Annotated in this window: 26 protein-coding genes; 15 read left to right on the forward strand and 11 right to left on the reverse strand. The window is 63.7% G+C overall.

Annotated features, from left to right (window positions below):
• Positions 1-64: 64 nt before the first annotated feature.
• The 5 genes from uraD (at position 65) to purM (ending at position 4,269) form a co-directional block, all read left to right on the forward strand.
• Entirely contained in the window at positions 65-574 is a 510-nt protein-coding gene (gene uraD, locus WBN73_RS07570; protein WP_337339925.1) for a 2-oxo-4-hydroxy-4-carboxy-5-ureidoimidazoline decarboxylase, read from the forward strand.
• On the forward strand, positions 571-912 hold the full coding sequence (gene uraH, locus WBN73_RS07575) for a hydroxyisourate hydrolase (protein ID WP_337339924.1): 342 nt from the start codon (positions 571-573) through the stop codon (positions 910-912). Before uraD ends, uraH begins: the two co-directional genes overlap by 4 nt.
• 91 nt (positions 913-1,003) lie before the next feature.
• Positions 1,004-1,336 carry a hypothetical protein gene (locus tag WBN73_RS07580; protein ID WP_207594984.1) on the forward strand — a complete coding sequence of 111 codons (333 nt, stop codon included), beginning with the start codon at positions 1,004-1,006 and terminating at the stop codon, positions 1,334-1,336.
• 147 nt (positions 1,337-1,483) lie between these two features.
• A complete protein-coding gene (gene purF, locus WBN73_RS07585) occupies positions 1,484-3,115 on the forward strand; it encodes an amidophosphoribosyltransferase (protein WP_337339923.1) in 1,632 nt (543 codons plus the stop codon).
• Entirely contained in the window at positions 3,112-4,269 is a 1,158-nt protein-coding gene (gene purM, locus WBN73_RS07590) for a phosphoribosylformylglycinamidine cyclo-ligase (RefSeq protein WP_089596294.1), read from the forward strand. The genes purF and purM overlap by 4 nt, the downstream gene beginning before the upstream one ends.
• Positions 4,270-4,336: 67 nt before the next feature.
• On the opposite strand, the gene WBN73_RS07595 is transcribed toward purM, so the two are convergent.
• The 3 genes from WBN73_RS07595 to WBN73_RS07605 form a co-directional block, all read right to left on the reverse strand.
• Positions 4,337-5,107 (reverse strand): VOC family protein, encoded by a 771-nt coding sequence (locus WBN73_RS07595; RefSeq protein WP_337339922.1) that lies wholly within the window; start codon positions 5,105-5,107, stop codon positions 4,337-4,339.
• Positions 5,104-5,886, reverse strand: coding sequence for a VOC family protein (locus WBN73_RS07600; RefSeq protein WP_280623814.1), 783 nt, complete (start codon positions 5,884-5,886; stop codon positions 5,104-5,106). Before WBN73_RS07600 ends, WBN73_RS07595 begins: the two co-directional genes overlap by 4 nt.
• A 184-nt stretch (positions 5,887-6,070) precedes the next feature.
• Positions 6,071-6,295: a DUF3073 domain-containing protein gene (locus WBN73_RS07605; RefSeq protein ID WP_011776148.1), complete on the reverse strand. Its 225-nt coding sequence runs from the start codon at positions 6,293-6,295 to the stop codon at positions 6,071-6,073.
• Between the two features lie 653 nt (positions 6,296-6,948).
• On the opposite strand from WBN73_RS07605, the gene WBN73_RS07610 reads away from it, so the two are divergent.
• Positions 6,949-7,419 carry a septum formation family protein gene (locus tag WBN73_RS07610; protein WP_337339921.1) on the forward strand — a complete coding sequence of 157 codons (471 nt, stop codon included), beginning with the start codon at positions 6,949-6,951 and terminating at the stop codon, positions 7,417-7,419.
• A gap of 44 nt (positions 7,420-7,463) precedes the next feature.
• Here the strand turns inward: WBN73_RS07610 and clpB are convergent, their stop codons facing one another.
• The gene (gene clpB / locus WBN73_RS07615; protein ID WP_207594994.1) at positions 7,464-10,121 is read right to left on the reverse strand and encodes an ATP-dependent chaperone ClpB; all 2,658 of its coding nucleotides are present in this window, start codon (positions 10,119-10,121) and stop codon (positions 7,464-7,466) included.
• 170 nt (positions 10,122-10,291) lie between these two features.
• Here clpB and WBN73_RS07620 point away from each other — a divergent pair, with 170 nt between their 5' ends.
• Positions 10,292-10,909 carry a pyridoxamine 5'-phosphate oxidase family protein gene (locus tag WBN73_RS07620; protein ID WP_337339920.1) on the forward strand — a complete coding sequence of 206 codons (618 nt, stop codon included), beginning with the start codon at positions 10,292-10,294 and terminating at the stop codon, positions 10,907-10,909.
• Positions 10,910-10,912: 3 nt separating this feature from the next.
• Here WBN73_RS07620 and WBN73_RS07625 read toward each other — a convergent pair whose 3' ends face one another.
• The 4 genes from WBN73_RS07625 to WBN73_RS07640 are packed head-to-tail and all read right to left on the reverse strand — an operon-like array spanning position 10,913 to position 14,037.
• Positions 10,913-12,001, reverse strand: a complete 1,089-nt coding sequence (locus tag WBN73_RS07625; protein WP_337339919.1) for a sulfate/molybdate ABC transporter ATP-binding protein — start codon at positions 11,999-12,001, stop codon at positions 10,913-10,915.
• Positions 11,998-12,813 carry an ABC transporter permease gene (locus tag WBN73_RS07630; protein ID WP_369745213.1) on the reverse strand — a complete coding sequence of 272 codons (816 nt, stop codon included), beginning with the start codon at positions 12,811-12,813 and terminating at the stop codon, positions 11,998-12,000. The genes WBN73_RS07625 and WBN73_RS07630 overlap by 4 nt, the downstream gene beginning before the upstream one ends.
• A gap of 16 nt (positions 12,814-12,829) precedes the next feature.
• A complete protein-coding gene (gene modA, locus WBN73_RS07635; protein ID WP_337339918.1) occupies positions 12,830-13,630 on the reverse strand; it encodes a molybdate ABC transporter substrate-binding protein in 801 nt (266 codons plus the stop codon).
• On the reverse strand, positions 13,627-14,037 hold the full coding sequence (locus WBN73_RS07640; RefSeq protein WP_280623829.1) for a TOBE domain-containing protein: 411 nt from the start codon (positions 14,035-14,037) through the stop codon (positions 13,627-13,629). Before WBN73_RS07640 ends, modA begins: the two co-directional genes overlap by 4 nt.
• Before the next feature lie 207 nt (positions 14,038-14,244).
• Here WBN73_RS07640 and WBN73_RS07645 point away from each other — a divergent pair, with 207 nt between their 5' ends.
• From WBN73_RS07645 to WBN73_RS07675, 7 genes are all read left to right on the forward strand, one after another.
• Positions 14,245-15,420 (forward strand): sensor histidine kinase, encoded by a 1,176-nt coding sequence (locus WBN73_RS07645; RefSeq protein WP_337339917.1) that lies wholly within the window; start codon positions 14,245-14,247, stop codon positions 15,418-15,420.
• On the forward strand, positions 15,417-16,067 hold the full coding sequence (locus WBN73_RS07650; RefSeq protein ID WP_337339916.1) for a response regulator transcription factor: 651 nt from the start codon (positions 15,417-15,419) through the stop codon (positions 16,065-16,067). Before WBN73_RS07645 ends, WBN73_RS07650 begins: the two co-directional genes overlap by 4 nt.
• Positions 16,068-16,157: 90 nt before the next feature.
• A complete protein-coding gene (locus WBN73_RS07655) occupies positions 16,158-17,036 on the forward strand; it encodes a hypothetical protein (RefSeq protein ID WP_207595008.1) in 879 nt (292 codons plus the stop codon).
• 64 nt (positions 17,037-17,100) lie between these two features.
• Positions 17,101-18,435 (forward strand): FAD-binding oxidoreductase, encoded by a 1,335-nt coding sequence (locus WBN73_RS07660; protein WP_337339915.1) that lies wholly within the window; start codon positions 17,101-17,103, stop codon positions 18,433-18,435.
• Between the two features lie 134 nt (positions 18,436-18,569).
• Positions 18,570-19,439 (forward strand): DUF4031 domain-containing protein, encoded by an 870-nt coding sequence (locus WBN73_RS07665; protein WP_337339914.1) that lies wholly within the window; start codon positions 18,570-18,572, stop codon positions 19,437-19,439.
• The gene (locus WBN73_RS07670) at positions 19,436-20,200 is read left to right on the forward strand and encodes a 2-phosphosulfolactate phosphatase (protein WP_337339912.1); all 765 of its coding nucleotides are present in this window, start codon (positions 19,436-19,438) and stop codon (positions 20,198-20,200) included. The genes WBN73_RS07665 and WBN73_RS07670 overlap by 4 nt, the downstream gene beginning before the upstream one ends.
• Positions 20,201-20,259: 59 nt before the next feature.
• Positions 20,260-21,930 carry a sialidase family protein gene (locus WBN73_RS07675; RefSeq protein ID WP_337339911.1) on the forward strand — a complete coding sequence of 557 codons (1,671 nt, stop codon included), beginning with the start codon at positions 20,260-20,262 and terminating at the stop codon, positions 21,928-21,930.
• Between the two features lie 12 nt (positions 21,931-21,942).
• On the opposite strand, the gene WBN73_RS07680 is transcribed toward WBN73_RS07675, so the two are convergent.
• From WBN73_RS07680 to WBN73_RS07690, 3 genes are all read right to left on the reverse strand, one after another.
• The gene (locus WBN73_RS07680; RefSeq protein ID WP_011776159.1) at positions 21,943-22,344 is read right to left on the reverse strand and encodes a YccF domain-containing protein; all 402 of its coding nucleotides are present in this window, start codon (positions 22,342-22,344) and stop codon (positions 21,943-21,945) included.
• 87 nt (positions 22,345-22,431) lie between these two features.
• Positions 22,432-22,881, reverse strand: a complete 450-nt coding sequence (locus WBN73_RS07685; RefSeq protein WP_207595017.1) for an SRPBCC family protein — start codon at positions 22,879-22,881, stop codon at positions 22,432-22,434.
• Positions 22,882-23,033: 152 nt separating this feature from the next.
• Positions 23,034-23,630, reverse strand: coding sequence for a phosphoribosylanthranilate isomerase (locus WBN73_RS07690; RefSeq protein ID WP_337339910.1), 597 nt, complete (start codon positions 23,628-23,630; stop codon positions 23,034-23,036).
• A gap of 97 nt (positions 23,631-23,727) precedes the next feature.
• Between WBN73_RS07690 and WBN73_RS07695 the strand changes: the two genes are divergently transcribed.
• Entirely contained in the window at positions 23,728-24,369 is a 642-nt protein-coding gene (locus WBN73_RS07695; protein ID WP_207595021.1) for a HutD/Ves family protein, read from the forward strand.
• Positions 24,370-24,384 lie beyond the last annotated feature (15 nt).

Genomic DNA, 24,384 nt, shown 5'->3' on the forward strand with positions numbered 1-24,384 from the left:
ACCAGCAGGAGTTCCGCATAGCCCACACCATGGATGCCAGCATTTGCACGAGGATGTCACAAGCATGGAGCTTGCAGAATTCAACAGTGTTGACCGGGACGAGGCCATCAGGATCCTGACCCCCTGCCTGGATATCAGCCGCTGGGTGGAGGCCATCGCTGACGCGCGGCCCTTCGCCACCGTCGACGAACTGCTGGGCCACGCCCAGCGCGCCGCCGAACCGTTCACCACCGCCGAGGTGGAGTCAGCCATGGCACACCACCCCCGCATCGGCGAACGCCCCAAGGCCCAGACCACCGAGGCCGCAATGTCGCGTTCGGAGCAGGCCGGAGTGGATCCTGGAGACAGCCACACCACCACCGCCCTGGCTGAGGGCAACCGCGCCTACGAGGAAAAGTTCGGCAGGGTCTTCCTGATCCGTGCCGCCGGCCGCAGCGCCCAGGAGATCCTCAGCACCCTTCAGGAACGCATCACCCACCCCCCCGAAGAAGAAGACACAATTGTGGCTGGACAGCTGCGGGAGATCGCATTGTTGCGCCTCTCCGGCTTGGTCAGCGAAGGAGTCAACGCATGAGCGTTTCACAAGTAACCACCCACATCCTGGACACAGGTTCCGGCCGCCCGGCGGCGGGTGTCGCCGTCGTACTTTATGTCCGTGAAGGTGACAACTGGACCCTGGTGGCGAAGGGTGAAACCGACGCCGACGGGCGCATCAAGACCCTCGGACCGGAGCGGATTCCGGGCGGCGCTTACCGGCTGAATTTCGCCACCGGCGCCTACTACGAGGGCCTCGGCACTGAGACGTTCTTCCCTGAAGTGGACCTGAACTTCACAGTTTCCGACGCCGGCGAGCACTATCACGTGCCGCTCCTGCTGAGCCCGTTCGCATACTCGACGTACCGCGGCAGCTGACCCATTCCCGCAGAGTTCCAGTTAATGCCAATGTTCTTCAAGGACATTGGCATTAACTGTCGAATCGGCGGGGAACGGTACGCTTGAAGGCATGGCTTCAGAGGACACTACCCCCAACTCCGCCCGCCGCGAGATCACGGTCCGCCGGGCACCCAAGTTTGTACCCTTCATGATTTTGGGAGCAGTGGTTGGTGCAATCGTGGCCGCCATCATCGCGTACGGCCGCCAAGCCGACCCCGCTTTCGACGCCGGCACAGTGTTCGGCTTCTTCCTCATCGTTTGCGCGGGCGGCGGCGTCATCCTCTTCTCCATCCTTGCCCTGATCCTGGACCGCATCAGCGTCAAGCGCTCACAGCGAGCCGTGGTTGAGCCCGTTCCGGATTCGGTTCCGGACGAAGGACCAGAGAACGACGACGTCCGCTAAGTCGGGCGCCCGGCCCGCCTCTTCGGAGGGGAGCCAAATGTGAGACACACCGCATTTTCGAAGGAACACCCCTGTTCTGCGCCCAATCAAAGGGTCACATAGGCTGCGGGGGAACGTACCACGGCCACAACATGAGACAATCGACCAGTGGCACGTGGCGACGGAAAACTTTCTCATGATCTTCTCCCCGGCGAAAAAGGCCCTCAGGACGCTTGTGGCGTCTTTGGGGTTTGGGCTCCCGGTGAAGAAGTAGCAAAACTCACCTATTACGGGCTGTATGCGCTGCAGCACCGCGGACAAGAATCGGCTGGTATAGCTACCAGTGACGGCAAGCGCATTAATGTCTATAAGGACATGGGCCTTGTGTCACAGGTCTTCGATGAGACAACCCTGAACACCCTTACCGGGCACTTGGCTGTTGGCCACTGCCGGTACTCCACCACCGGTGCAAGCCACTGGGCCAACGCGCAGCCAACCCTGGGTGCGACAGCAACCGGCACGGTTGCCTTGGCCCACAATGGCAACCTGACCAACACCGCTGAGCTCCGGGAAATGATCCTTGAGCGCAACGACGGCCAGCTGACCGGTGAAATGAAGCAGGGCAACACCTCGGACACCGCGCTGGTGACCGCGCTCCTTGAGGGCGAAGAGGGCAAGACCCTGGAGCAGACTGCACTGGAGCTGCTGTCCAAGATCAAAGGTGGCTTCTGCTTCGTCTTCATGGACGAAGGAACGCTCTACGCAGCCCGCGATACCTACGGCATCCGTCCGCTGTGTCTTGGCCGCCTGGACCGCGGCTGGGTTGTCGCTTCCGAGCAGGCAGGCCTGGCCACTGTTGGTGCGAGCTTCATCCGCGAGATCGAGCCGGGCGAGTTCATTGCCATCGACGAGGACGGCGTCCGTTCGCAGCGCTTCGCCGAGGCAACTCCCGCCGGCTGTGTCTTCGAATACGTCTACCTCGCCCGCCCGGACGCTGCCATCGCCGGCCGCTCCGTGTACGAGGCACGCGTTGAGATGGGCCGCCAGTTGGCCCGCGAAAACACGCATGAGGCCGACCTCGTCATTCCCGTTCCCGAGTCCGGTACCCCCGCAGCTGTTGGGTACGCCGAACAATCCGGAATCCCCTTTGCCCATGGCTTCGTCAAGAACGCCTACGTGGGCCGCACGTTCATCCAGCCGTCGCAGACCCTGCGCCAGCTGGGTATCCGGCTCAAGCTCAATGCCCTGGAATCCGTGATCCGCGGAAAGCGCATTGTGGTGGTGGACGATTCCATCGTTCGCGGCAACACCCAGCGCGCCATCGTCCGGATGCTCCGGGAAGCCGGTGCCGCCGCGGTGCACGTCAAGATTTCTTCCCCTCCTGTCCAGTGGCCCTGCTTCTACGGCATCGACTTCGCGTCCCGCGCGGAACTGATCGCCAACGGCGCCACCATCGAGGAGATCTCCCAGGCCATCGGCGCTGACTCGCTGGCCTACATCTCCGAGGACGGCATGATCGGCGCTACCCAGCAGCCGCGCGAACGCCTCTGCACGGCCTGCTTCACCGGCAAGTACCCCATCGAGCTGCCGCACGCGGACAAGCTGGGCAAGAACCTGCTGGAACGCACGGACCTGGGCGGCCTGGAACCAGCTGCCCAGTCCGAGTCTGTGGACGATTCCGAGGATCCGGCTGACAAGCCGGGCGCCACGGGTTGCGATCCCGGACCCGACGCCGAATTCGAGAACCTGCTGACCGACGCTGATCGTTTGACCGACGCCGACAAGAAAGAGTCTGTATGAGCTCCGCAACCCCCGCCGCTGGAAGCACCCCGAACACAACAGGCATCACCTACGCTTCTGCTGGTGTCGACGTTGAAGCGGGCGACCGCGCAGTCGAACTCATGAAGGGCGCCATCAAGGCGACACACAACTCTTCGGTGATTGGCGGCGTCGGCGGTTTCGCCGGCCTGTACGACGTCTCCAAACTGCTCACCTACAAGAAGCCGCTGCTGGCCACGTCCACTGACGGTGTTGGCACCAAGGTAGCCATCGCGCAGGCCATGGACATCCATGACACCATCGGTTTCGACCTGGTGGGCATGGTGGTTGACGACATCGTCGTTGTAGGTGCTGAGCCGCTCTACATGACCGACTACATCGCGTGCGGCAAGGTTGTTCCGGAGCGGATCGCAGACATCGTCCGCGGTATCGCTGCTGCTTGCTCCGTTGCCGGCACCGCCCTGGTGGGTGGCGAAACCGCTGAGCACCCGGGCCTCCTGGGTGAGCACGAGTACGACGTCGCAGGTGCCGCAACCGGCATCGTCGAGGCCGACGCCCTCCTCGGCCCGGACCGTGTCCGCGCCGGTGACGTCGTGATCGGTATGGCCTCCTCGGGCCTGCACTCCAACGGCTACTCACTGGTCCGCCGCGTCATCAACCACGCCGGCTGGGCCCTGGACCGCCAGGTTTCCGAGCTCGGGCGCACCCTGGGCGAAGAACTCCTGGAGCCGACCCGCGTTTACGCAGCTGACTGCCTCGACCTTGCCCGCACCTTCCCCGTTACGGGCGGCGCGGCAGTCCACGGCTTCAGCCACGTCACCGGTGGTGGCCTGGCCGCCAACCTGGCCCGCGTCCTCCCGCAGGGCCTCGTGGCCACGGTTGACCGCAACACCTGGGAACTCCCGGCCATCTTCAAGCTGGTCTCCGAGCTCGGCAACGTGCCGTTGGCCGACTTGGAGCGCACGCTGAACCTCGGCGTGGGCATGGTTGCCATTGTTTCCGCCGAAGCAGCAGACGCTGCAGTGGCCCGCCTCAATGACCGCGGCCTTCCGTCCTGGGTCATGGGCACCGTTTCGGCTGACAGCGACTCGATCGACAAGACCGGCCCGGACTACGTCCAGGGCGCCAAGGGCGTCGACGGCGGCGCCGTCCGTTTGGTGAACGCGTACGCCTAAGAGATATATCGCCTCTTAGAAAGAGCGGCCGGGCAGTCTTGGACTACCGGCCGCTCTTTTGCTCTTCCTAGACCTGTATCAGGCTCAGGACTCCGCCCTGCGGATCCTGGATGGTGGCCAGCGATCCCGCCTCCGGCTTGTCCTCCGGCTCAACGAGGAGCTCTCCCCCGGCTGCGACTGCCGCTTCCACGGCTTTGCGCAGGTCCGCTACACCGAAGTAGATCTGCCAACCAGCCTCGTCGCCTTCATCGGCAGGAACGATACCGGCTACTTCGTCGCCCTTGACCATCAGCGTGCTGTAGCTGCCGCCGTCGTCCTGCGGGTATTCGGTGACCTCATGACCGAAAAGCTGCTGGAAAAACGCGACGGCGGACTGCGGCTCGGGCGTCAACAGTTCAGCCCACGCCAATGCGCCGGGCTCATTGAACAGATGACTTCCCACGTGCGTTCCAGCCTGCCAAACGCCAGTGGTTCCGCCGCCGGGAGGTTCGATGAACGCCAGGACCCCCGTGTCCGCGACAGCCTCGGGACCAAACTGGAGCTTGCCGCCTGCGTGAACGGCGTCGTCGGCAATTTCTTCAGTGTCCGTGGCAGCGAAATAGATGTTCCACTGGCCATGCGTTCCGGCCGCCTCCTGCATGGGGTTCTGCGGCGCGATCACGGCCACCAGTTGATCCTTGACGAAGGCTTGCGCGTAGCTTCGGCCATCAGGAGTGGGAAGGTCCTTGAAGCTCCACCCGAAGACCTGGTGATAGAAATCCTTGGCCGCGGCCACGTCCCTGGTCTGAAGGTCAGCCCAGCAGGGCTCACCGCTGGCGTAACGTTTCCGTGCCGTCATGCTTCAAGCCCCGTCATGATGCTGAATGCTGCCCCGGCAGGATCCATGAGGACGGCCATGCGACCTACTCCCGGCACGTCGAAGGCCGGGGCTATGACGTGGCTGCCCAACTCAACGGCCTGCTCCACGGTGGCATCAATGTCCACCACGTTGAAGTAGGTCATCCAGAACGGTGACAACCCCTCAATAGGCAGCTTCAGGGCACCTGCGACCCGTCGTCCCTCCACCAGCAGGCTGGTGTACTCCTGCAGGTCACCGGCAGGTTCAGTTTCGCTGGCGCACCCTGTCACAGCCTCGTAGAACGCTACAGCTTTGGGGACGTCATGTGTTTGCAGCTCATTCCAAATCATGGTGCCCGGTTCATTGACCAGGCCGGATCCCGGGTGATTGCCTGCTTCCCAGAACCCGATCTGGGCTCCGGTGGGATCTGTGGCGAAGAACATACGCCCTGAGCCGTTCGGGACAGAGTCGGGAGGGGAAAGCAGGGTTCCTCCAGCCGCTTCAACGCGCTGCGCCGCTTCATCTGCCGAGTCCACCGCCAGGTAATTTGCCCAGTAGGACGGCATCCCTTCCGGAGCATCGGGCATCTGCTGCATCATGCCCGCGACGTAGCGGCCTTTGAGCTTTGCCATGTAATAGGTCATACCATTCCCGGCGTCCATGGCATCCAGCTCCCATCCGAAGAGGTCGCTGTAGAACTTCCTGGAAACGTCAATATCGTTGGAGGAAAGGTCCACCCAACATGGTGTCCCCTGCTTGTAGCTGTCAGCCTCCGGCATGGCGTTCCTTTCGATGCACTCGAACCTCCAGCCTACGCAAAAAAGGGCCCTCAGGGTACGCCAATGATTGGCGTGCCCTGAGGGCCCTTTTCAAAAGATATACGGCATCCGAAAATGCGCGTTGACCTTGAAGTACGACGGCGGTGCGCTACTCAGTGCCTACGGCACCTGTTGGTTGCGACAGCTATCCGATCCGGCGGGTGTCAACCTCGTCGTCGTCGTCTTCCGCGTACTTATCCTCATAAGCCGAATAGTCCGGCTCCGGGGGATCGTCGGGGAAGTGGCTCTTGACACGACTGGACGGACCCGTGAGCTCCCGCTCAAGTGCCGAATAGTCAGTGTTCGGGGAGTAGTACTTAATATCCCGAGCCTGCTTGGTAGCTTTTGCCTTTTGACGGCCGCGCCCCATGGCGTGACCCCCTTTTGTACTTGGACCGGAGGTGGTCACCTTGGCTATCGGTGAGGCCCCGGAATGTTTGGTCAATTTGTCGTATGTCTAGATTACATGCTTTCAGGAGTGCCTGCGCGCCACCACAGGCCCGCGCGCCTGCCGACTCAGGCCAAAACCACGGCCAAACACCTCCCCGGAGGCCAAAAATTGGGTAGAGTCTGCCTCAATGCGGCGTCACAGCAGGAAGGCACACTCCGGAAATGAGCCAGGACAACACTCCACCGCGCGATGGTTCACCACGCGAAGGGGACAAGGATGGGGTGCCGCCCGCGCCCAAAAACCCACCGCATGCAGCTGGTGAGCAGCCACCCCGGGTCCCTGGCGACCAGCCACCCGCGGCAGGTGAGCAGCCACCCGCAACCCCGTTGACGCCGCCGTCGGGACTTCAGCCGGATCCTGCACCCGAGCTCGACCCTGATTTTGTGCCCGACCCAGGTTCACAGCCGGATCCCGCCCTGCCCCCCAGCGACGGGCAAGCACCTTCTTACGAAATGCCGTATCCGGGGCAGCAGCCCGATCCGGGCCAACAACCCTATCCAGGTCAAGAGTCGCCTCCAGAACCCCACGGTGATCCAGTCAAGAGGCAAAGATTGGTCATCGGCGGGATCGTAGTGGGCGTACTCGTACTCATTGGTGTGGTGATCTGGGTACTGCTGAATCTGTTGGGAACCCGGCCCGAAGCCGCTGTCACCACCCCGAGCGCCACGGCTACCCCGGGTCCACTCCCCCGTGACGCCAACTCCAAGGACTTCCAGGTGGGCGACTGCTTCGCCGACTTTGATCCCAACGCCAGCGAGGCACGCGCCGTGGCCTGCGATACCGAACACTCGGCCCAGCTCATTGGGGTGCACGTGTACCCGGGCGACGATTCATTCCCTGGAACCAACGCCCTCCGGGACAAGGGTCGGGAGGTGTGCAAGACCGCGGTGGCCAAGCTCACCGAGGCCGCCGATAACTACGTCTTGCTTCAGCAAAACGTCTACCCGAGCACCACCAGTTGGGATCGGGGCGACCGCCGCGTCGATTGCTTCATCGTGGTGGACTCGGGCAACACCATCAAGGAAGACCTCCTGCAGAAGTAGCCCGCCGGGTGCGCTTGCATCCGGCGGGCTGCTTCAAGCGGACTTTACTTCCTGCGGACCGTAAGGCCCGTTCCTACGGGAGCGCCGCCGTCGGGGCCGGTCAGTGCCTCGAGGCCCTCAACGGTAAGCTCGTCCAAGTCGGCTGCGGTGTCCACCAGCACGGTGTCTCCGTCGCTGATTTCGCCGGCAAGGATCTCCTTGGCGAGACGGTCGCCGATCTCCCGCTGGACGAGCCGGCGAAGGGGTCGGGCACCGTAAGCGGGATCGAACCCGGACATGGCCAACCATGCACGCGCCCCGTCCGAAACTTCCAGGCTCAAGCGGCGATCCCGGAGTCGGTTGCTGAGCTCGGCCACGTGGAGTTCCACGATCCGGGCCAGTTCCTCCACGGACAGCGGATCGAAGAGCACGATCTCGTCCAGGCGGTTCAGGAACTCCGGCTTGAAGGATGCCTGCACCACAGCCATGACAGCCTCGCGCTTGGCCTTGGCGTCCATGGTGGGGTCTACCAGGAACTGGCTTCCGGAGTTGGACGTCAGCACCAGGATGGTGTTGCGGAAGTCTACGGTGCGGCCCTGACCGTCGGTGAGCCGGCCGTCGTCGAGGACCTGCAGGAGGATGTCGAAGACTTCCGGGTGGGCCTTCTCCACCTCGTCCAGCAGCACCACGGAATACGGCCTGCGCCGCACAGCCTCGGTCAGCTGGCCGCCCTCCTCATAGCCCACGTATCCGGGAGGGGCACCCACCAGGCGGGCCACCGAATGCTTCTCGCTGTACTCGGACATGTCGATCCGGATCATGGCGCGTTCGTCGTCAAAGAGGAAGTCTGCCAAAGCCTTGGCCAGCTCCGTCTTACCTACGCCGGTGGGGCCAAGGAACAGGAACGAACCCGTGGGGCGATTGGGATCGCTGATGCCTGCGCGGGCACGGCGCACAGCATCGGACACAGCCTGTACAGCCTTGCTCTGCCCGATCAGGCGCTTGCCAAGCTCCTCTTCCATGTGGAGCAGCTTCTGCGACTCACCTTGCAGCATGCGGCCGGCAGGGATCCCCGTCCAGGCCGAAATGACCTCGGCGATGTCGTCAGCAGTCACGTCTTCGGCGACCATCAACTCGGGCTTGGACTCGCTCCGGGCCGACTCCTCCTCAGCAGCGGCACTCAACTCGCGTTCCAGTGCGGGCAGCTCGCCGTAAAGGATCCGCGACGCCGATTCGAGGTCGCCCTCGCGCTGGGACTTGTCCGCGGCGGAACGCAGTTCGTCGATCCTTGCCTTGAGCTCGCCCACCCGGTTGAGTCCGGCCTTCTCGGCTTCCCAGCGCGCATTCAGGGCACTGAGTTCCTCGTTCTTGTCGGCTTTGTCCGCGCGGAGCGCGGCCAGGCGTTCCACCGATGCAGGATCGGTCTCGCCTTGCAAGGCCAGCTCTTCCATAGTCAAGCGGTCAACGGCGCGGCGGAGCTGGTCGATCTCTTCCGGCGCGGAATCGATCTCCATGCGGAGCCGGGACGCGGCCTCATCCACGAGGTCGATGGCCTTATCAGGGAGCTGCCGGCCCGAGATGTAGCGGTTGGACAGCGTTGCCGCGGCCACCAAAGCAGAGTCGGCGATGGCTACCTTGTGGTGAGCCTCGTAACGTTCCTTCAGGCCGCGGAGAATACCGATGGTGTCCTCGACGCTGGGCTCGCCAACGTAGACCTGCTGGAAACGACGTTCCAGGGCCGGGTCCTTTTCAATGTTCTCGCGGTACTCATCCAAGGTGGTGGCGCCGATGAGGCGGAGCTCGCCCCGGGCCAGCATGGGCTTGAGCATGTTGCCCGCATCCATGGCGCTTTCACCCGTTGCACCTGCACCTACCACTGTGTGGATTTCGTCGATGAACGTGACGATCTGGCCGTTGGAGTTCTTGATCTCCTCAAGCACGGCCTTCAGTCGTTCTTCGAACTCGCCGCGGTACTTTGCGCCGGCAACCATGGAGGCCAGGTCCAGCGCGATGAGCGTCTTGCCGCGCAGGCTCTCCGGGACGTCACCGGCCACCATGCGCTGGGCGAGTCCTTCAACCACGGCGGTCTTGCCGACGCCGGGCTCGCCAATCAGGACGGGGTTGTTCTTGGTACGGCGGCTAAGGACCTGAACGACACGACGGATCTCGCTGTCGCGCCCGATCACGGGGTCCAGCTTGCCGGAGCGCGCCACGGCAGTAAGGTCGGTACCGAATTTCTCCAGCGCTTGGAAGGTGTTTTCCGGGTCCGGCGAGTTGACGTTCCTGTCCCCTCGGACACCCGGCAGGGCGGCGAGCAGCGCCTCATGGGAGGCACCGGCGTCGCGCATCAGCTTTCCGACGGCGTCACTTCCGGCCGAGAGGCCCAACAGCAGGTGCTCGGTGGAGACGAAGGAGTCGCCGAGCTTGTCGGCCTCGTTCTGGGCAGCCTGGATGGCCTGCATGGATTGGCGCGACAATTGTGCCTGCTGGACAGAACTGCCTGAGGACGACGGCAGCGCTTTGATAGCCGAGCTGGCCTGCACGCTCACGGCATCAGGGTCGGCACCGGTGGCTCGCAGCAGGGCCACTGCAACGCCTTCACGCTGGTCCATCAGCGCCTTCAACAGATGCGCGGGCTCAAGCTGCGGGTTGCCGGCAGTCGAGGCATTCATGGCGGCCGCAGAAAGGGCCTCCTGGCTTTTGGTGGTGAATTTGACGTCCAAAGAGTGCTCCCTTTCTGGAGTGGATCCGATGCTTTCAAAGTTGAGTCTACTACGCTCAACTTTAATTTTCAGACCACTGGGTTCCATGTTTGCCCACGGCGAAACCCGTGTCCAGACAAACCCGTGACTATGTGAATAACAGGCAGCTTCCGCACCCGTAGGCTGGGGCCATGGACACCATTTCAAGCGCGGATGAACTCGAAGAACTCATAGGCCTGCCCCTTGAACGCACGCGGAAAAAAGTGCGTACGTCGCTCAGCGATTTTGACCGCCAATGGTTGGCCGCGAGCCCCTTTTGCGTGGTGTCCACCACGGACGCCCAGGGTCGCGTTGACGCTTCTCCCAAGGGGGATCCCGCAGGATTCATCCACGTCCTGGATCACCAGACCATTGCCATCCCCGAGCGGCCCGGCAACAAGCTGGCCTTCGGTTTCCACAACATCCTGGAGAACCCCAACGTCGGCATTCTGTCCGTAGTCCCCGGCCGGACGGACACCTTGCGGATCAACGGTAAGGCGCAGATTGTCCGGGATGCCGATTTCTTCGATCACATGGTGGTCAAGGGACATCGACCCCGAGCTGCCATTGTGGTCACCGTTGACGAAGTCTTCACGCATTGCGGCAAGGCCTTCATGCGCAGCGGCTTGTGGCAGCCTGAAACCTGGGAACCGGAAGGGCTGCCCAGCATCGCGGTCCTGTCCAAGGCCTACACCCAACCGGAGACACCTCTGGAAGAGCTGGAGTCCTACTACGGACCCTCCTACGCCGAGCGGATGTACCGCGACTGAATTTCACGCCGGGTACAGCGAGACCAGCGCGGACTTGACCACGAACCTCACCTCCATGCCAGGCACCAGGCCCAGATCGGCAGAAGCAGCCGGGGTGATGTCGGCGGAAAGGACCTGCGCAGATTGCCCCGGACTTGCGCGCACCCTGATCTGGTCGCCGTGTGGTTCAAGGTCTGTGATGACCACGGGAAAGGAATTGCGCGGGCTGCCGTGCACCTCACCGGGAAAAACGGAAACGCTCGACGGCGGGAACGCTGCCACGCCTGCCTGGCCGGACTGGGGTGACCAGCCGGGATCGTGCTGGCCGGCGAAAACCCGGCCATCCGGCGTCGTAATCCTGTCCTCGCTGAGGGTGCCGGCGACGAGGTTAAGCCCTGCCAAGCCGGCTGCGAAATGGCTTCTGGGTCTTTCAAGGACCTGGCGTGTAGGGCCTTGCTCGGCGATCCTTCCGTTTTCCACCACGATGACGCGATCGGCAAGCATGTAGGCATCCAGGACGTCGTGCGTAACAATGATGGATTTGCGGCCCTCAAGAACCCGCTTGAGCACGCGGCGCAGCAAGGGGGCAGCATGGATATCCAGCGCGGCCATGGGCTCGTCAAGGAGGAGGAGTTCCGGGTCGGCTGCCAAAGCGCGGGCCACCGCAACCCGTTGGGCCTGCCCTCCGGACAATTGGGAGGGCTTCCTGTCGGCCAGCGGCGAGGCATCAACCTCCGCCAGCCAGTGCCGGGCAGTTTCCCGCGCGTCCGCCTTCGAAGCCCCCGCACTGCGCGGCCCGAACGCCACGTTGTCCAACGCGTTCAGGTGGGGAAACAGGAGGGCTTCCTGGGCCAGTAGGGCGGTCCCCCTGAGGTGCGGTGGGCTCCACAAGCGAGTGTCGCCGTCGAGGTTGAACAACGCCCGTTCGCCGTTTTTCGTTGTGCCCATCGTGGCCGCGCCGGAATCCGGCCGCAGCAGTCCGGCGATCACACCCAACAGCGTCGATTTCCCGGCCCCGTTGGGACCAAGAATGGCAACGGTCTCGCCGTCGTTGAGCCTGAGGGACATGTCGAAATTCCTGGCGCCGAGGATGGCCTGCATTTGAAAACTCACGATTGGACCTCCACGCGCTTACTGCCCTGCCTGCGGCCGTAGCTGAGCCCCACCACGGCAACCGCCACCGCCACCAGCACCAAGGACAGTGCGACGGCGGCATCGGCGTCGGTCTCCCGCTGCAGATAGATCTCCAACGGCAACGTGCGGGTGACCCCTTCCAGGCTTCCCGCGAAGGTCAGGGTGGCTCCGAATTCGCCCAAGCTGCGTGCGAAGGACAACACCGCACCGGACGCGAGCCCCGGCAGGACCAACGGGAGCGTGACCCGGCGGAGAACCGTGGTTGGCCGGGCGCCGAGTGTCGCAGCGACGGCTTCGTACTTGTTTCCGGCTGATCGCAGAGCCCCCTCCAGGCTGACCACCAGGAAGGGCAGGGCCACAAAAGTCTGGGCCAGGACCACCGCGGTAGTGGAAAATGCAATCTGGATTCCCGCCACCTCCAAGGACTTCCCCAGCAGGCCCTGGCGCCCAAACGTGTACAGCAGCGCGATGCCCCCGACGACGGGCGGCAGCACCAGCGGTAAGAGGACAAACGCCCTCAGCAGGCGCTGACCTGGAAAGTCGCCACGCGCCAGCACCAACGCCAAAGGAACACCCAGCCCGATGCAGAGCACCGTGCTTGCGGCCGAGGTTCGCAGGCTAAGGCTCAGTGCTGCGAGCGAGGACTCGGACGTGATGAGTGGGATGAACTGCGGCCAGTTGACCTTGGCCAGCATTGCCACCAATGGCAGGACCACCAGTAATCCTCCGAGAGCGGCCACGGCATAGATCCACCGCGGGATGCCGTTGTACCCGGAGGCGTCTCGTTTCATCAGCGTTCCCGGACCACTACGGCGTGCCGAAGCCGGCGTCGCCCAGGATCTTCTTGCCGGCGTCGCCGGTGACCATGGCAATGAATGCCGCTGCCAACGCCTTGTTCTTGCTGGTGCCCACTGTGGCTATGGGGTAAGTGTTGACGGCTTGGTCTGATTCCGGGAAGGGGATGCCCTTGACCTTGTCCCCGGCCCCCTTGACGTCCGTTACGTAGACCAGGCCTGCATCGGCTTCGCCCGAGGTGACCTTGCCGAGGACATCCGTGACGGACGATTCCTCGCTGACCGGACTCAAGGTGGTTCCGCTCGCTTTCTCAACGGCGTCCGTGGCTGCCCCGCATGGCACCTGGCTCGCGCAGGTGACCACCTTGACTCCGGGTTTGGCCAAGTCGGCAAAGGAAGAGATCGACGCCGGATTGCTGGGTGGGACGGCAATCTCCAGGACGTTGGTGGCGAAGTCGGTCGCCGTACCATCCACGAGTTTGGCCTCGGCAAGCTTGGTCATGTTCTTGGTATCGGCTGAAGCGAACACGTCGGCGGGGGCGCCTTGGGTGATCTGCGTGACCAGGTCGGAGGAGCCGGCGAAACTCAGATTCACCTTGGTGCCCGGGTTCTTGGCTTCGAAGTCATCGGCCAATTGGGTGAAGGTCATTTTCAGTGATGCTGCGGCGAAGACGGTGATCTCCCCGGAGGGCTGCCTCGAGGTTGCAGCACCGCTGGAGGCCGGACCCGCGGTCCCTGAAGCGCAGCCCGACAGACTGGCAGAAAGGACTCCTGCAAGCAGCAGCGCGCTGAGCGGCTTATGGGTGAGACTCATACGATGCTCTTTCCCTGGGGAGTTTCGATGATGACCGTGGTGGCCTTGACCACGGCGGTGGCCACCGAACCAAGTTCCAGGCCGAGCTCAGTGACGGCTTCACTGCTCATGAGTGACACCACGCGGAAAGGCCCGCATTGAAGCTCCACTTGCGCCATGACCTTGTCCGCGGTGATGCCCGTGACCAGGCCAACGAACCGGTTCCGGGCCGAGCTTCCTGTCCGCGAGGGATCGTTGGGAAGGTGTGATTGCCCGCGGGCAAGCGTTGCGAGTTCAAGTCCGTCCACTGCGAGGCGTCCGGCCGGGTCTTTCTGGGCGGTCAGCGTTCCGTTTTCCGTCCAGCGCCTTACGGTGTCGTCGCTGACACCCAGGAAGCGAGCGGCCTCCGAGATTCGTATTTGCGGCATGGAATGAGTCTAGTTCCGTATTTGCGGATTCTGCATCAGCATTTCACCGCAAACGAAATGTGATCAATGGTTCTTGCCAAGCGCGATTCGGTGCGCGCCGCCGTCGTGCAGGGAACCTCAGCACCTCGGACGAACTTGCTCCACCTTCCGGGTGAAACCGACCGAAACGGCGCCGACGCCGGGTCCGCGCACCCTAGTGTTGAGGACATGTCCACGAGCATCCAAGCCCTTCGCCCCGCAGCCGCGCCGATCGTTGCCGCTGCCATGCTCGTGGCGCTGATGATCCTCGACGAGCACGGCTTCGATGCTGCGAGCGCTGTCCTGTTTGCGCTGACGGCAGCGGTGGCCGCAGCGGAGCTGATTCCGGTTCCGGCCTTCATCTTCGCGTTCGCAGCATTGGGGCTCCAGGCATTCGGCGTCTTCCCGAGCGTGATGGTGACCGGCGCAACCCAGTTCGTCATGCTTCCCGTTCTTGTCTTCTTCGCAACCCTGGGCTGGAGAGAACCGCAACGGTGGCCGCTTCCCGTCGCCGCTGTTGCCGCCGCCGGGATGGTGGCTGTGAACTGGTTCGCCGACACCAGCTGGATCAATTTCGTGTTCGGCAAGCAACTCGCCGAAGCGGGTACTTTCCGGATCGCCCTGTATGCCTTCCTGGTTTTTGCATCCTTTACAGCCCTCAACCTTGCGGGGTGGGCGGCGGCAACTACTGTGCGGCAGGCTGCCGCCAACCGGCAGGCCAAGGAACAGGCAGAATCGCGCCTCGAATCGACGTCCGTCGCTTTGATCGTTGAGCAGGAGCGCAACAGGATTGCCCGGGAACTGCACGACGTCCTTGCACACTCGCTCGCCGTGATCACGGCGCAGGCCGAGGGTATCCGCTACGTCCACAGGACCGAGCCGGAGTCAGTGGAGGAAGCGGCCGGCATCATCGCGTCGTCAGCCAGGAGTGCATTGCAGGAGACGCGGCGGCTGGTGCAGAGCTTCGGCTCCGAGCTTGACGGCCCTGCCCCTGGAGCAGCAGACCTGCCGGCCCTCGCGCAACGGCTTCACAGCAGCGGCATGCCCGTGGAACTTCACACCGGCGACCTGGAAGGGCTTTCGCCCGTGGAGGACCTCACCGTGTACAGGATTGTGCAGGAGAGCCTGACAAATGCCTTCAAACACGGAGATCGCAGCGCGGGCGCCACCGTGATGGCGGATCGTGACGCCACCGGCCTGCGGCTGACGATCCGCTCAAAACTGGCCGACGGCGGTACGGACGTACCGCCGTCGGGAACCGGCCGCGGCATCCCCGGCATGCGTGAACGCGCGACGGCGGCAGGCGGCTACCTGACAACGGTCACCGACGGCCAACTCTTCGAAGTGGAGGCGACCCTGCCGTGAGTGAGGCAAAGATCCGTGTAGCGCTGGTGGACGACCAGCCCCTGTTCAGCGCAGGCCTGAAGATGATCCTTCGCAGCCAACCGGACCTGGATCTGGTGGGAGAGGCGACGGACGGCGAGCAGGCCGTTGCCCTCGCGGCGGACGTCGGACCGGACGTGATGCTGATGGATATCCGGATGCCGGTGATGGACGGGATCACGGCCACCCGGCGAATCACGGACGGCCCGGGTAGGACAAAGGTCATTGTGCTCACCACCATCCAGCACGATGAGGCAGTGGTCCGGGCCATTCAGGCCGGTGCCGGCGGGTTCCTGACCAAGGACGCAACCCCGGAATTCCTGCTGGCAGCCATCCGGACCGTCCACTCGGGCCACGCAGTCATGGCACCGTCGGCCACCAATGAACTGCTCCGCGACTACACCACCCCTTCGGCCGCCAATTCGTCAGTCCTGGAACCGCTGTCCGCGCGCGAGCGCGATGTATTCATGCTGGCTGCCAAGGGCCTCGCCAACGGGGAGATCGCGGCGTCGCTGGTGCTCAGTGATGCCACCGTCAAGACCCATATCGGCAGCATTCTCTCCAAGCTCACGCTCAAGAACCGCATCCAACTGGTGGCATTTGCCTACCAGAACAGGCTGCTCGGCTAGCTCCAACTGCCTTACCGAATGCCCCGGGACTACCGGGGCAGGCCACCGCATTGCCAAAAACGGACGATAATTCGTCACGAAGGAGAAACAGTGAAGAAGAAGACTATTGGGGCACTGATTCTTGCCGCCGGTGCAGCCGCTACCTTGGCCGCAGCTGCCACACCTGGAGTTTCCTCCATGCTGACCAAGCCTGCCGAGCGTCCGGTCTCCGGCATCACCTTGGCCGCTGAGCAGTTCGCGTCCGAGGATGCGATTGCACAGAGGGGCGTGGCGGAGGCTGTTCGGAGGTGCATGTCCAAAGCGGGCTATGACTACACCCCCGCAGCATCAGGACAGCAGTCAGTAGATCTCAAACACCACATCGGCTTCACCACACTCACCGTTGAAACTGCCCGCGCTTCCGGCTACGCCACCTTCAAACCCCAGGGGCCGGGGGAGCCTGCCACGAACTCCGAAGTGGGAAAGCTCCTTGCCGATCCTGCCTTCCAGGCGGCATTGAATGGCGGCGGACCCTCGGAGCAAAATGTGGTCGAGTCTTCTGAGGGGTTGGGCATGCAGTGGGGAGGATGCACGGCCGAGGGCATCACAGCCATCTACGGCAATGCCAATGACTACATGCGGGCCACCGGCTTGGCGTTCAACTCTTTATTGGTTGCCACAAACGCTGCGGCTGCGGATGCCGACATCCAGAGTGCCGTGGACGCTTGGAAAAACTGCATGTCCATGACGGCCTTCCCTTACAGCCTCCCGGGTGAGGCCGCTTCGGCCGGCTTGGATGCCGGAGGCCAGAAGGAACTCAAGATCGCCGTCACCGATGCCACCTGCCGCGCGGACACCAACTTCGATGCCAAGCTCACCACCGTTCTGGATAAATACCTGACCACGCGGATGAAGGAGTTGGAGACCGAAGTGGCCGCGGTCAAACAAATCCGAAGCGATGCCTCGGCCCGGGCAAAGGCTTTGCTCTAGCACCAAAGGACCCGCAGCCGTACCCTGTTCTAGGGAGAGAGTCTTAGGCGCGAAGGAGCGTCCCATGGAATGGATTCGTCCGGACAGCCCCACCTATGACGAGGCCCGGAAACTCTTCAACGCGATGATCGACCGCAGCCCGGCGGTGATCGCCAAATGTTCTGATCCCGGCGAGGTCGCTGAGGCACTCAGATACGCGCACAACCACAATCTGGATGTCGCGGTTCGTTCAGGCGGCCATTCGGTGGCGGGCATGTCCACCAATGATGGCGGGCTGGTGGTCGATGTTCGCCCGATGAAGACCATCAGCGTCAACACAGAGGCGAAGACCGCTACAGCGGGTGCCGGGCTCACGTGGGGCGAGTTCGACCGCGCGACCCAGCAGTACGGCTTGGCAGTGACCGGCGGGCGAGCGTCCACCACGGGTGTCTCCGGCTTCACCTTGGGTGGGGGTTCGGGGTGGCTGGAGCGGTCCTACGGCTTTGCGTGCGACAACCTGCTTTCGGTGGACCTGGTCACAGCGTCCGGAGATCGGGTGACTGCCAGCCCGGGCGAAAATCCCGAGTTGTTTTGGGCACTCCACGGCGGAGGCGGGAACTTCGGAGTGGCAACGTCCCTGACCTTCAAACTGCACGACGTCGGCCCCACCGTGATGGCCGGCCTGATGCTGTTTCCTGGTGAGGATGCCACGGATTTGTCCCGCGCCTACCGCCAACTCGCCCTTGACGCGCCCGACGCCGTAGGGACTGCACTCGTGTACCTCACTGCTCCACCGGAAGAGTTCGTCCCGGAGGACATGGTGGGCAAGCTCGCCGTCGGCATGGCCTACATCCATGCCGGTGATGTTGAGGCGGGCGAGGAACACGCCAAACCGTTCAAGGAACTCCGTCCGAGTGTTGATCTGGTGTCACCCATGGGTTACGCCGACTTCCAGTGCATGATCGATGACCCCCCGGACCACTACAACTACTGGAGCGCGGACTATCACAACGAACTCTCTGACGATGCCCTGGACGTGCTGGTGGACTCTGCCCAACGCCTTCCAGGACCGAATTCCCAGCAGTTGGTGGCACGTTGGGGCGGAGCAGTGGCTGGGCCCGCTGCGGCGAACACACCGCTGCAACACCGCGGCGCAGCATGGGTCAGCCACCCGTTCGGCCTGTCCGAAACAAGGGAGGGCGGTCAAGAGGCCAAAGCGTGGGTGAAGCAATTCAGGCAAGACATCGCTCCCCACACCACGGGAGGAGTGTGGCTGAACTTCATCGGCGACGAAGGCCAGGACCGCATCATGGCTGCTTACGGCGAACAGAACTACCGTCGGCTGTCCAAGGTGAAAGCTCAGTTTGATCCGGACAACGTGTTCCGCGGCAACCAGAACATCCTGCCCGCCGAGCGCTGACATTTCCCTAGGCTCCTTCCCAGTTGCCGTGAACAGTACGGGCAGTGAAGCCCGAATTTCCGGGGCGGCAGCACGGCGGTAGACGTCCCGACGGCCGGCAACTGGGAAGGATCGCTTGGGACTACACTTTGGCAATGGCCGTCTACATCGATCCGCCCTTGTGGCCAGCGCACGGGACCGTTTTTTCGCATCTGGTATCGGATTCATCGCTGGATGAGCTTCATGCTTTCGCAACCGCTGCCGGGGTTCCGGAGAGGGCCTTCGACGGAGACCACTACGACGTTCCCGAACGGCGGTACGACGACCTGGTCCTTGCTGGCGCCATCCCCGTTGAGGCTCGGATCCTGGTCCGTAAACTCATCGCCAGCGGGCTGCGGATTCCTGCGCGGGAACGGAGCAAAGCCTTGACGGTCCCTCTGATGGAGCGATGGAACAGCATCTTTCCCGGCTACGAGGAGTTGGGCCTGGAACTCCTGGAACGGTGGGGCGAGGACGGCCGGAAGTATCACAGCCGCACCCACCTCCTGGCTGTTCTTGAGGCCTTGGACGTACTCACCGAACCAGCCTTGCCTGCACGGACCGTTTCCTTGGCGGCGTGGTTTCACGACGCCGTTTATGAAGGCGTGGCCGGCCAGGATGAGGAAGAATCAGCCCTGTTGGCCGAGGACCGGCTGACCGCCGCCGGGCTCTCCGCCGCCGACGTGGCCGAAGTGGCGCGGCTGGTCCGGCTCACGTCCTCGCACTCCCCCGAGCCCGGTGACCATGCCGGCGCCCTGCTCTGCGACGCCGATCTCTCCGTCCTGGGTGGCGACGAGCAAGCCTACGCACGGTATCTGGCCGCCGTCCGCGAAGACTATGCGCACGTCAGCGACGCCGACTTCGCGAAGGGCCGCGCCGCCGTCGTGCGTCATCTTCTGGGACATGATCCGTTGTTCCATGGCGAACGCGCCAAGGCGCTCTGGCTCGACGCCGCGCGCCGCAACCTCGCCGGCGAACTCGAGTGAGTGGGTCCATCAGCGAACCTGGCGCGCCGCAGCGGCAGCTTCCGTACGCGGTCCGGTTTGAGTGGGGGCTCGACGGCGCCCGCGCGGTAGTGCCCGGAGCCGACCTTGCGGTGGTGGTTGACGTCCTGTCGTTCACCACGTGCGTGAGTGTCGCGGTGGACCGCGGGGCCATAGTGCTTCCCTACCCGTTGCGGGATGCGGCGGCGAGCGAGTTCGCGGTCCGTCATGATGCCCTGCTCGCGGGACCCCGGGGTTCTGAAGGCCTGAGCTTGTCGCCGTCCAGCCTCCGCCGGGCCCGCGTGCTGGATCGCGTGGTTCTTCCCTCTCCCAACGGGTCGACCATCAGCCACGAACTTGCTTCATCGGCTCGCCAAGTGGTGGCGGTCTCGCTCAGGAATGCCGCAGCGACGGCCGACTGGGTCCACGCCACCTTGCCCCCAGAGGCCGTGATCGCCGTGATAGCAGCGGGCGAAAAGTGGACGGACGGGGCGTTGCGGCCGGCGTTGGAGGATCAGCTCGGAGCCGGTGCGTTCATCGCCGGGTTGGCAGCGACCGGGCGACGAAGTCTCTCCCCGGAGGCGGCTGCTGCTGCGGCGGCCTTCGACGCCGCCGAGCCCCGGCTGGCCGCCATTCTTCGGGGCTGTTCCAGTGGACGCGAACTGATCGACGCCGGTTTTGCGGACGATGTCAGCATCGCGGCGGAGTTGGACGGCAGTTCCGTGGTGGCCCTGCTTCGGGACGGGGCTTTTCAGGCTGGGTAGGCGTTGATGGTCACTCGCCAGGGTATCGACGCGCACATGGCCCGAGCTAGCATAGAGGTGTGACCTCCTACCTCCTGAGTTCCGCCCGTGCCGAAACGCCTCTGGCCCGTCCCGACGTTGAACACGTCCTGGCCGTCCGCGGCATGGGTGGCTACCGTCAGTACCGCATCCCGGCGCTTGCCATCAGCGCGCGGGGCACGGTGTTAGCCGCCTACGACGGCCGCCCTAATCTGGACGACCTGCCCAATCCCATCGATCTACTCCTGCGTCGCAGCTATGACAACGGGGTCACGTGGGAGCCGCAGCAGCTTGTCCGCACGGGTTCCGGGTTGCACGGTTTTGGTGATCCGAGCCTGCTGGTGGACGCCGAAACCGGCCGCATCTTCATGTTCCACGCCGCCGGGACGCACGCGGGCTTCTTCGAGGCCGTGGCGGGTTTGGAGCCGGATGACGACGTGCAGCATGCGGACGTCAGCTTCTCAGACGACGACGGCGACACCTGGCAGCACCGGCGGCTTACCGGGCAGCTCAAGGGGCGCGGAGTGACAGGCCTTTTCGCTGCGGCAGGACAAGGAATCCAGATGCACGCCGGGGCTTTTGCGGGCAGGTTGGTGCAGCAGTACGTAGTGTTGGTGGACGGTTCCATCATGGCCGCATCTGCGTTCAGCGACGACCACGGCGAAACGTGGGCCTTGGGTGGGCTGATTGGTCCGGGCCCCTCCGGGATCGGGCCCAATGAAAACAAAGTTGTGTGCTTGGACGATGGCCGGCTGCTCCTGCATTCACGGGCAACGCCGTGCCGATTGTCCGCTGTATCCGAGGACGGCGGGCTTTCGTGGAGTCCGTTGCAGGCTGTTCCAGAGTTGCCGGACCCCAGCGACAACGGTTCCTTGGCGCGCTTCGACGGTCTGCCCTGTGTGGCTGCTTTTGCCACGCCGGAGACTTCATCCTGGCTGCTCGCGAGCAACAACCACGACCCCCATCTGCGTCGCAACACTGTCCTGAGCCTCTCCCCCGACAACGGCGCCACCTGGCCCGCCAAGCTGTTGCTTTGCGGCGGCAGTTCGGCGTATTCGACGGTGACGCGGCTCCCTGACGGGAACATCGGGGTTCTCTATGAACGGCAGGGGTACCGGGAGATCGTGTTCGCGTCGATCCCTGCCGAGCAGCTGACGGAGCAGCTGTCCGCTACTCCGCATCCAGTTTCGGATGCCTCGGAATCCACTGGCTTGGCGTTCGACATGGAGCTCCGGTCCATCACCCCAGGCAGGCCCGCCGTGTGGCAGAACGCCGGCGACTTCCACCTGATCCCCGCCAACAGCGACGGCGAATGGGATGTGCAGACCTGGAAGGAAATCGGCCAAGGCTACGCCGGGGACCAGGTTCTTGGCACGCGGGAGGCGCAGGACCTCAACTACGGCCCCATCATCCCAGGCTACAAAGCCGGGGACATCCTCGCCTTCACCGGACGCGTCCGTAACTCAGGCACTAAGCCGGCTGCCGGCGTCGTACTTCTCGGACCGCACCACAACGCCGGTGGGTTCCCGCCTGCGGAGCTGCTGCCCGGCGAACACGCCCTCTATTTCACGCCCACGTACACCGTCACCGAGGCGGACCTGGAGCGCAGCACCTTGGAACTCGTGTTCACAGCAGAAGCCGACGGCGGAACGGTGCGTTTGGAGCGGGCGTTCCGTTTCGACCCGCGCACCGGCGCCGTGGTGGCTTCCTAGCGGCGGCGCACCTTAGCGGTAGGTGCTGACGAACGGCTGGTTGGTGGGCACAATCTGCTTGCCCAGCGGCATCAGGGACACCGGGATGAGCTTCAGGTTGGCGATGGCCAGCGGGATGCCAATGATGGTGATGGCCATGGCAAACGCGGTGACCACGTGGCCGATCGCGATCCAGATGCCCGCGACGAGCAGCCAGATCACGTTGCCGAGGAGCGCGAACACCCCGGCTCCTCCCGGCTTCTCCACCACCATTTGGCCAAAGGGCCACAGGCAGTAGGCACCGATCCGGAACGAAGCGATGCCCCACGGGATGGTCACGATGAGTACGCAGCAAATGATGCCCGCCGCGAAGTAACCCAAGGCCAGCCAGAACCCACCAAAGACGAGCCAGATGATGTTAAGGAGCGTTTTCATAGTTCCCATTCTCCCCTGTGGGCCTGACAAAAAGCCTAGGGGTCTGCCCTGATTCTTCCCTGACCTGTGGATGTGTTTCTGTGCGGCTCAGGCCAGCAGTTCGTCCAACTTGTCGAACGAGGTGCTCCAGCCATCGCGGGTCATGTCCACCCACTCCTGGGATTCGAAGGGTCCCTGGGTGACGTTCATGCGGGTACGGCCGTTGAGGTCCTCGAATTCCAGGCGCATCTCCTCGAATTCGTGATCGGCATCCGGAGCAGCTTTGGCTTTCGCGACCAGAAGAGCCGGGGTTTCCAACTCCGTAATCACGGCTTCGATGGGGGCTTCCTGCTCGCCGTCCTCGTCCGACCACACCATGACCACCTGCCAGATACCTCCCACCCGCGGCTCAACGATGATTTTCTCCCGGGGAGCTTCCACTTCCGCGGGACCGAACCACTGCGCAAGCTTGTCCGGCTCCATCCAGGCGTCGAAAACCTTCTCACGAGGGGAATCAAACTCGCGGCTCATGGTCAGGGTGAAGTGTTCCGTGCTCATTGCTTGACTCCTGGTATCCGTGTGATTCGTTCTCTTGGGAGCGAGTCTAGAGGGTGCCACCGGAAACGTCGCGGGATGTGAGAGAGCGATCCGTTCAAGCACGCGGGATGTGAGAGAGCGATCCGTTCAAGCACGCGGGAAGTGAGAGAGGGTCAGGCTTTCGCGGCTTCGACGAACGCGCGGATCTTGGCCAGGTCCTTCACACCGCGGGATGACTCGACACCGGAGGACACGTCCACACCCCACGCGCCGGCGGCAGTTGCTGCGAAGGCTACGTTGCCCGGTTCGAGGCCACCGGCGAGCAGCCACTTGCGGCCGTCGAGCCCCTTGGCACGGACCGATGCGTAGTCCCAAGCCTCCCCCGACCCCGGAACCGCGGCGTCAACCAGGAACACATCCTCGCCCAGGTTTGCGAACTCGTCCTGGGCGGCACCCATGGTGACGGCGCGGATGAGCCGCATCCCGGCGTCGTGCACGGTTTTTACGTCGTCCGCAGTCCGGTGACCGTGGAGCTGAACCCACTCGAGCCCAGCCGCACGGGCCGTGGCAACGGCATCAGCCGCAGACTCGTGCCGGAACACGCCCACTGCACGAACACCCTCCGGAACCAGCGGGAGCAAGATGCGCACTTGGTCCAGGCTGACTTCGCGCGGGCTGGCCGTGAGCACGAACCCCACGGCGTCAGCACCGGCGTCGACTGCTTCACGGACGGATTCAGGCGTGCTCAATCCGCACACTTTGACGAACATTCCCGTGCCTCCAGCCAAACTCGCAACGTTTTCCACATATGACGTTAGCAAGCCGCATTGCCAACGCAGAAGCGGTGTCCACCACTAGGCTGGTTGGATGGAGATCATCCGCTTTGCCGACATCCATCCTGAACCGTGGCGCAACGGGGGCGGGGTGACGCGTGAACTCGCCAGCCATCCGAAAGCGGCCTCAGCCCAGGACGGCGCATGGGATTGGCGCGTCAGCATCGCCGACGTCTCCAAAGCCGGCGATTTCTCCGTCTTCCCGGGCATGGAGCGTGTGATCACCATCATCGAAGGCGAACTGCTGCTGCTCACGGTGGACGGATCCGAACACCCGCTCGAGAAGTACCGTCCGTTCCGTTTCTCGGGCGAGGCTGCGTCGGGGGCCACCCTTCCGACCGGGAACATCCGGGATCTGAATGTCATTGCCCGGGTGGGAGCCTTCAAGGGCTACACGTCCATCGTGGAGATCTCCAAGAAGCGTGCGCACCCGGTCTTCGAGGGCCAGCTTGCCGTCCTGTTGGAGGGTAAAGCGACCGTTGCGCCCGGCGCGGCTGTGGAGGAACCCGCTGTGGAGGAAGAGTCCGACGGCGACTCCCCGGCAACCAGTGCGGTCGAACCTGTTGAGCTGTCACGGTACGACGCCGTGGTCGGCTCCGACACCCGCAGCCCGGAAATCTCGGGCCGCGGCTTCATCGCCGTCATCTCGATCGACCATGTGGAGGCCCACGCCTGAGGTGGTGACGTTAAC

Origin of the sequence: Paenarthrobacter sp. CCNWLY172, from assembly GCF_037402035.1 — a bacterium.
Classification (GTDB): domain Bacteria; phylum Actinomycetota; class Actinomycetes; order Actinomycetales; family Micrococcaceae; genus Arthrobacter.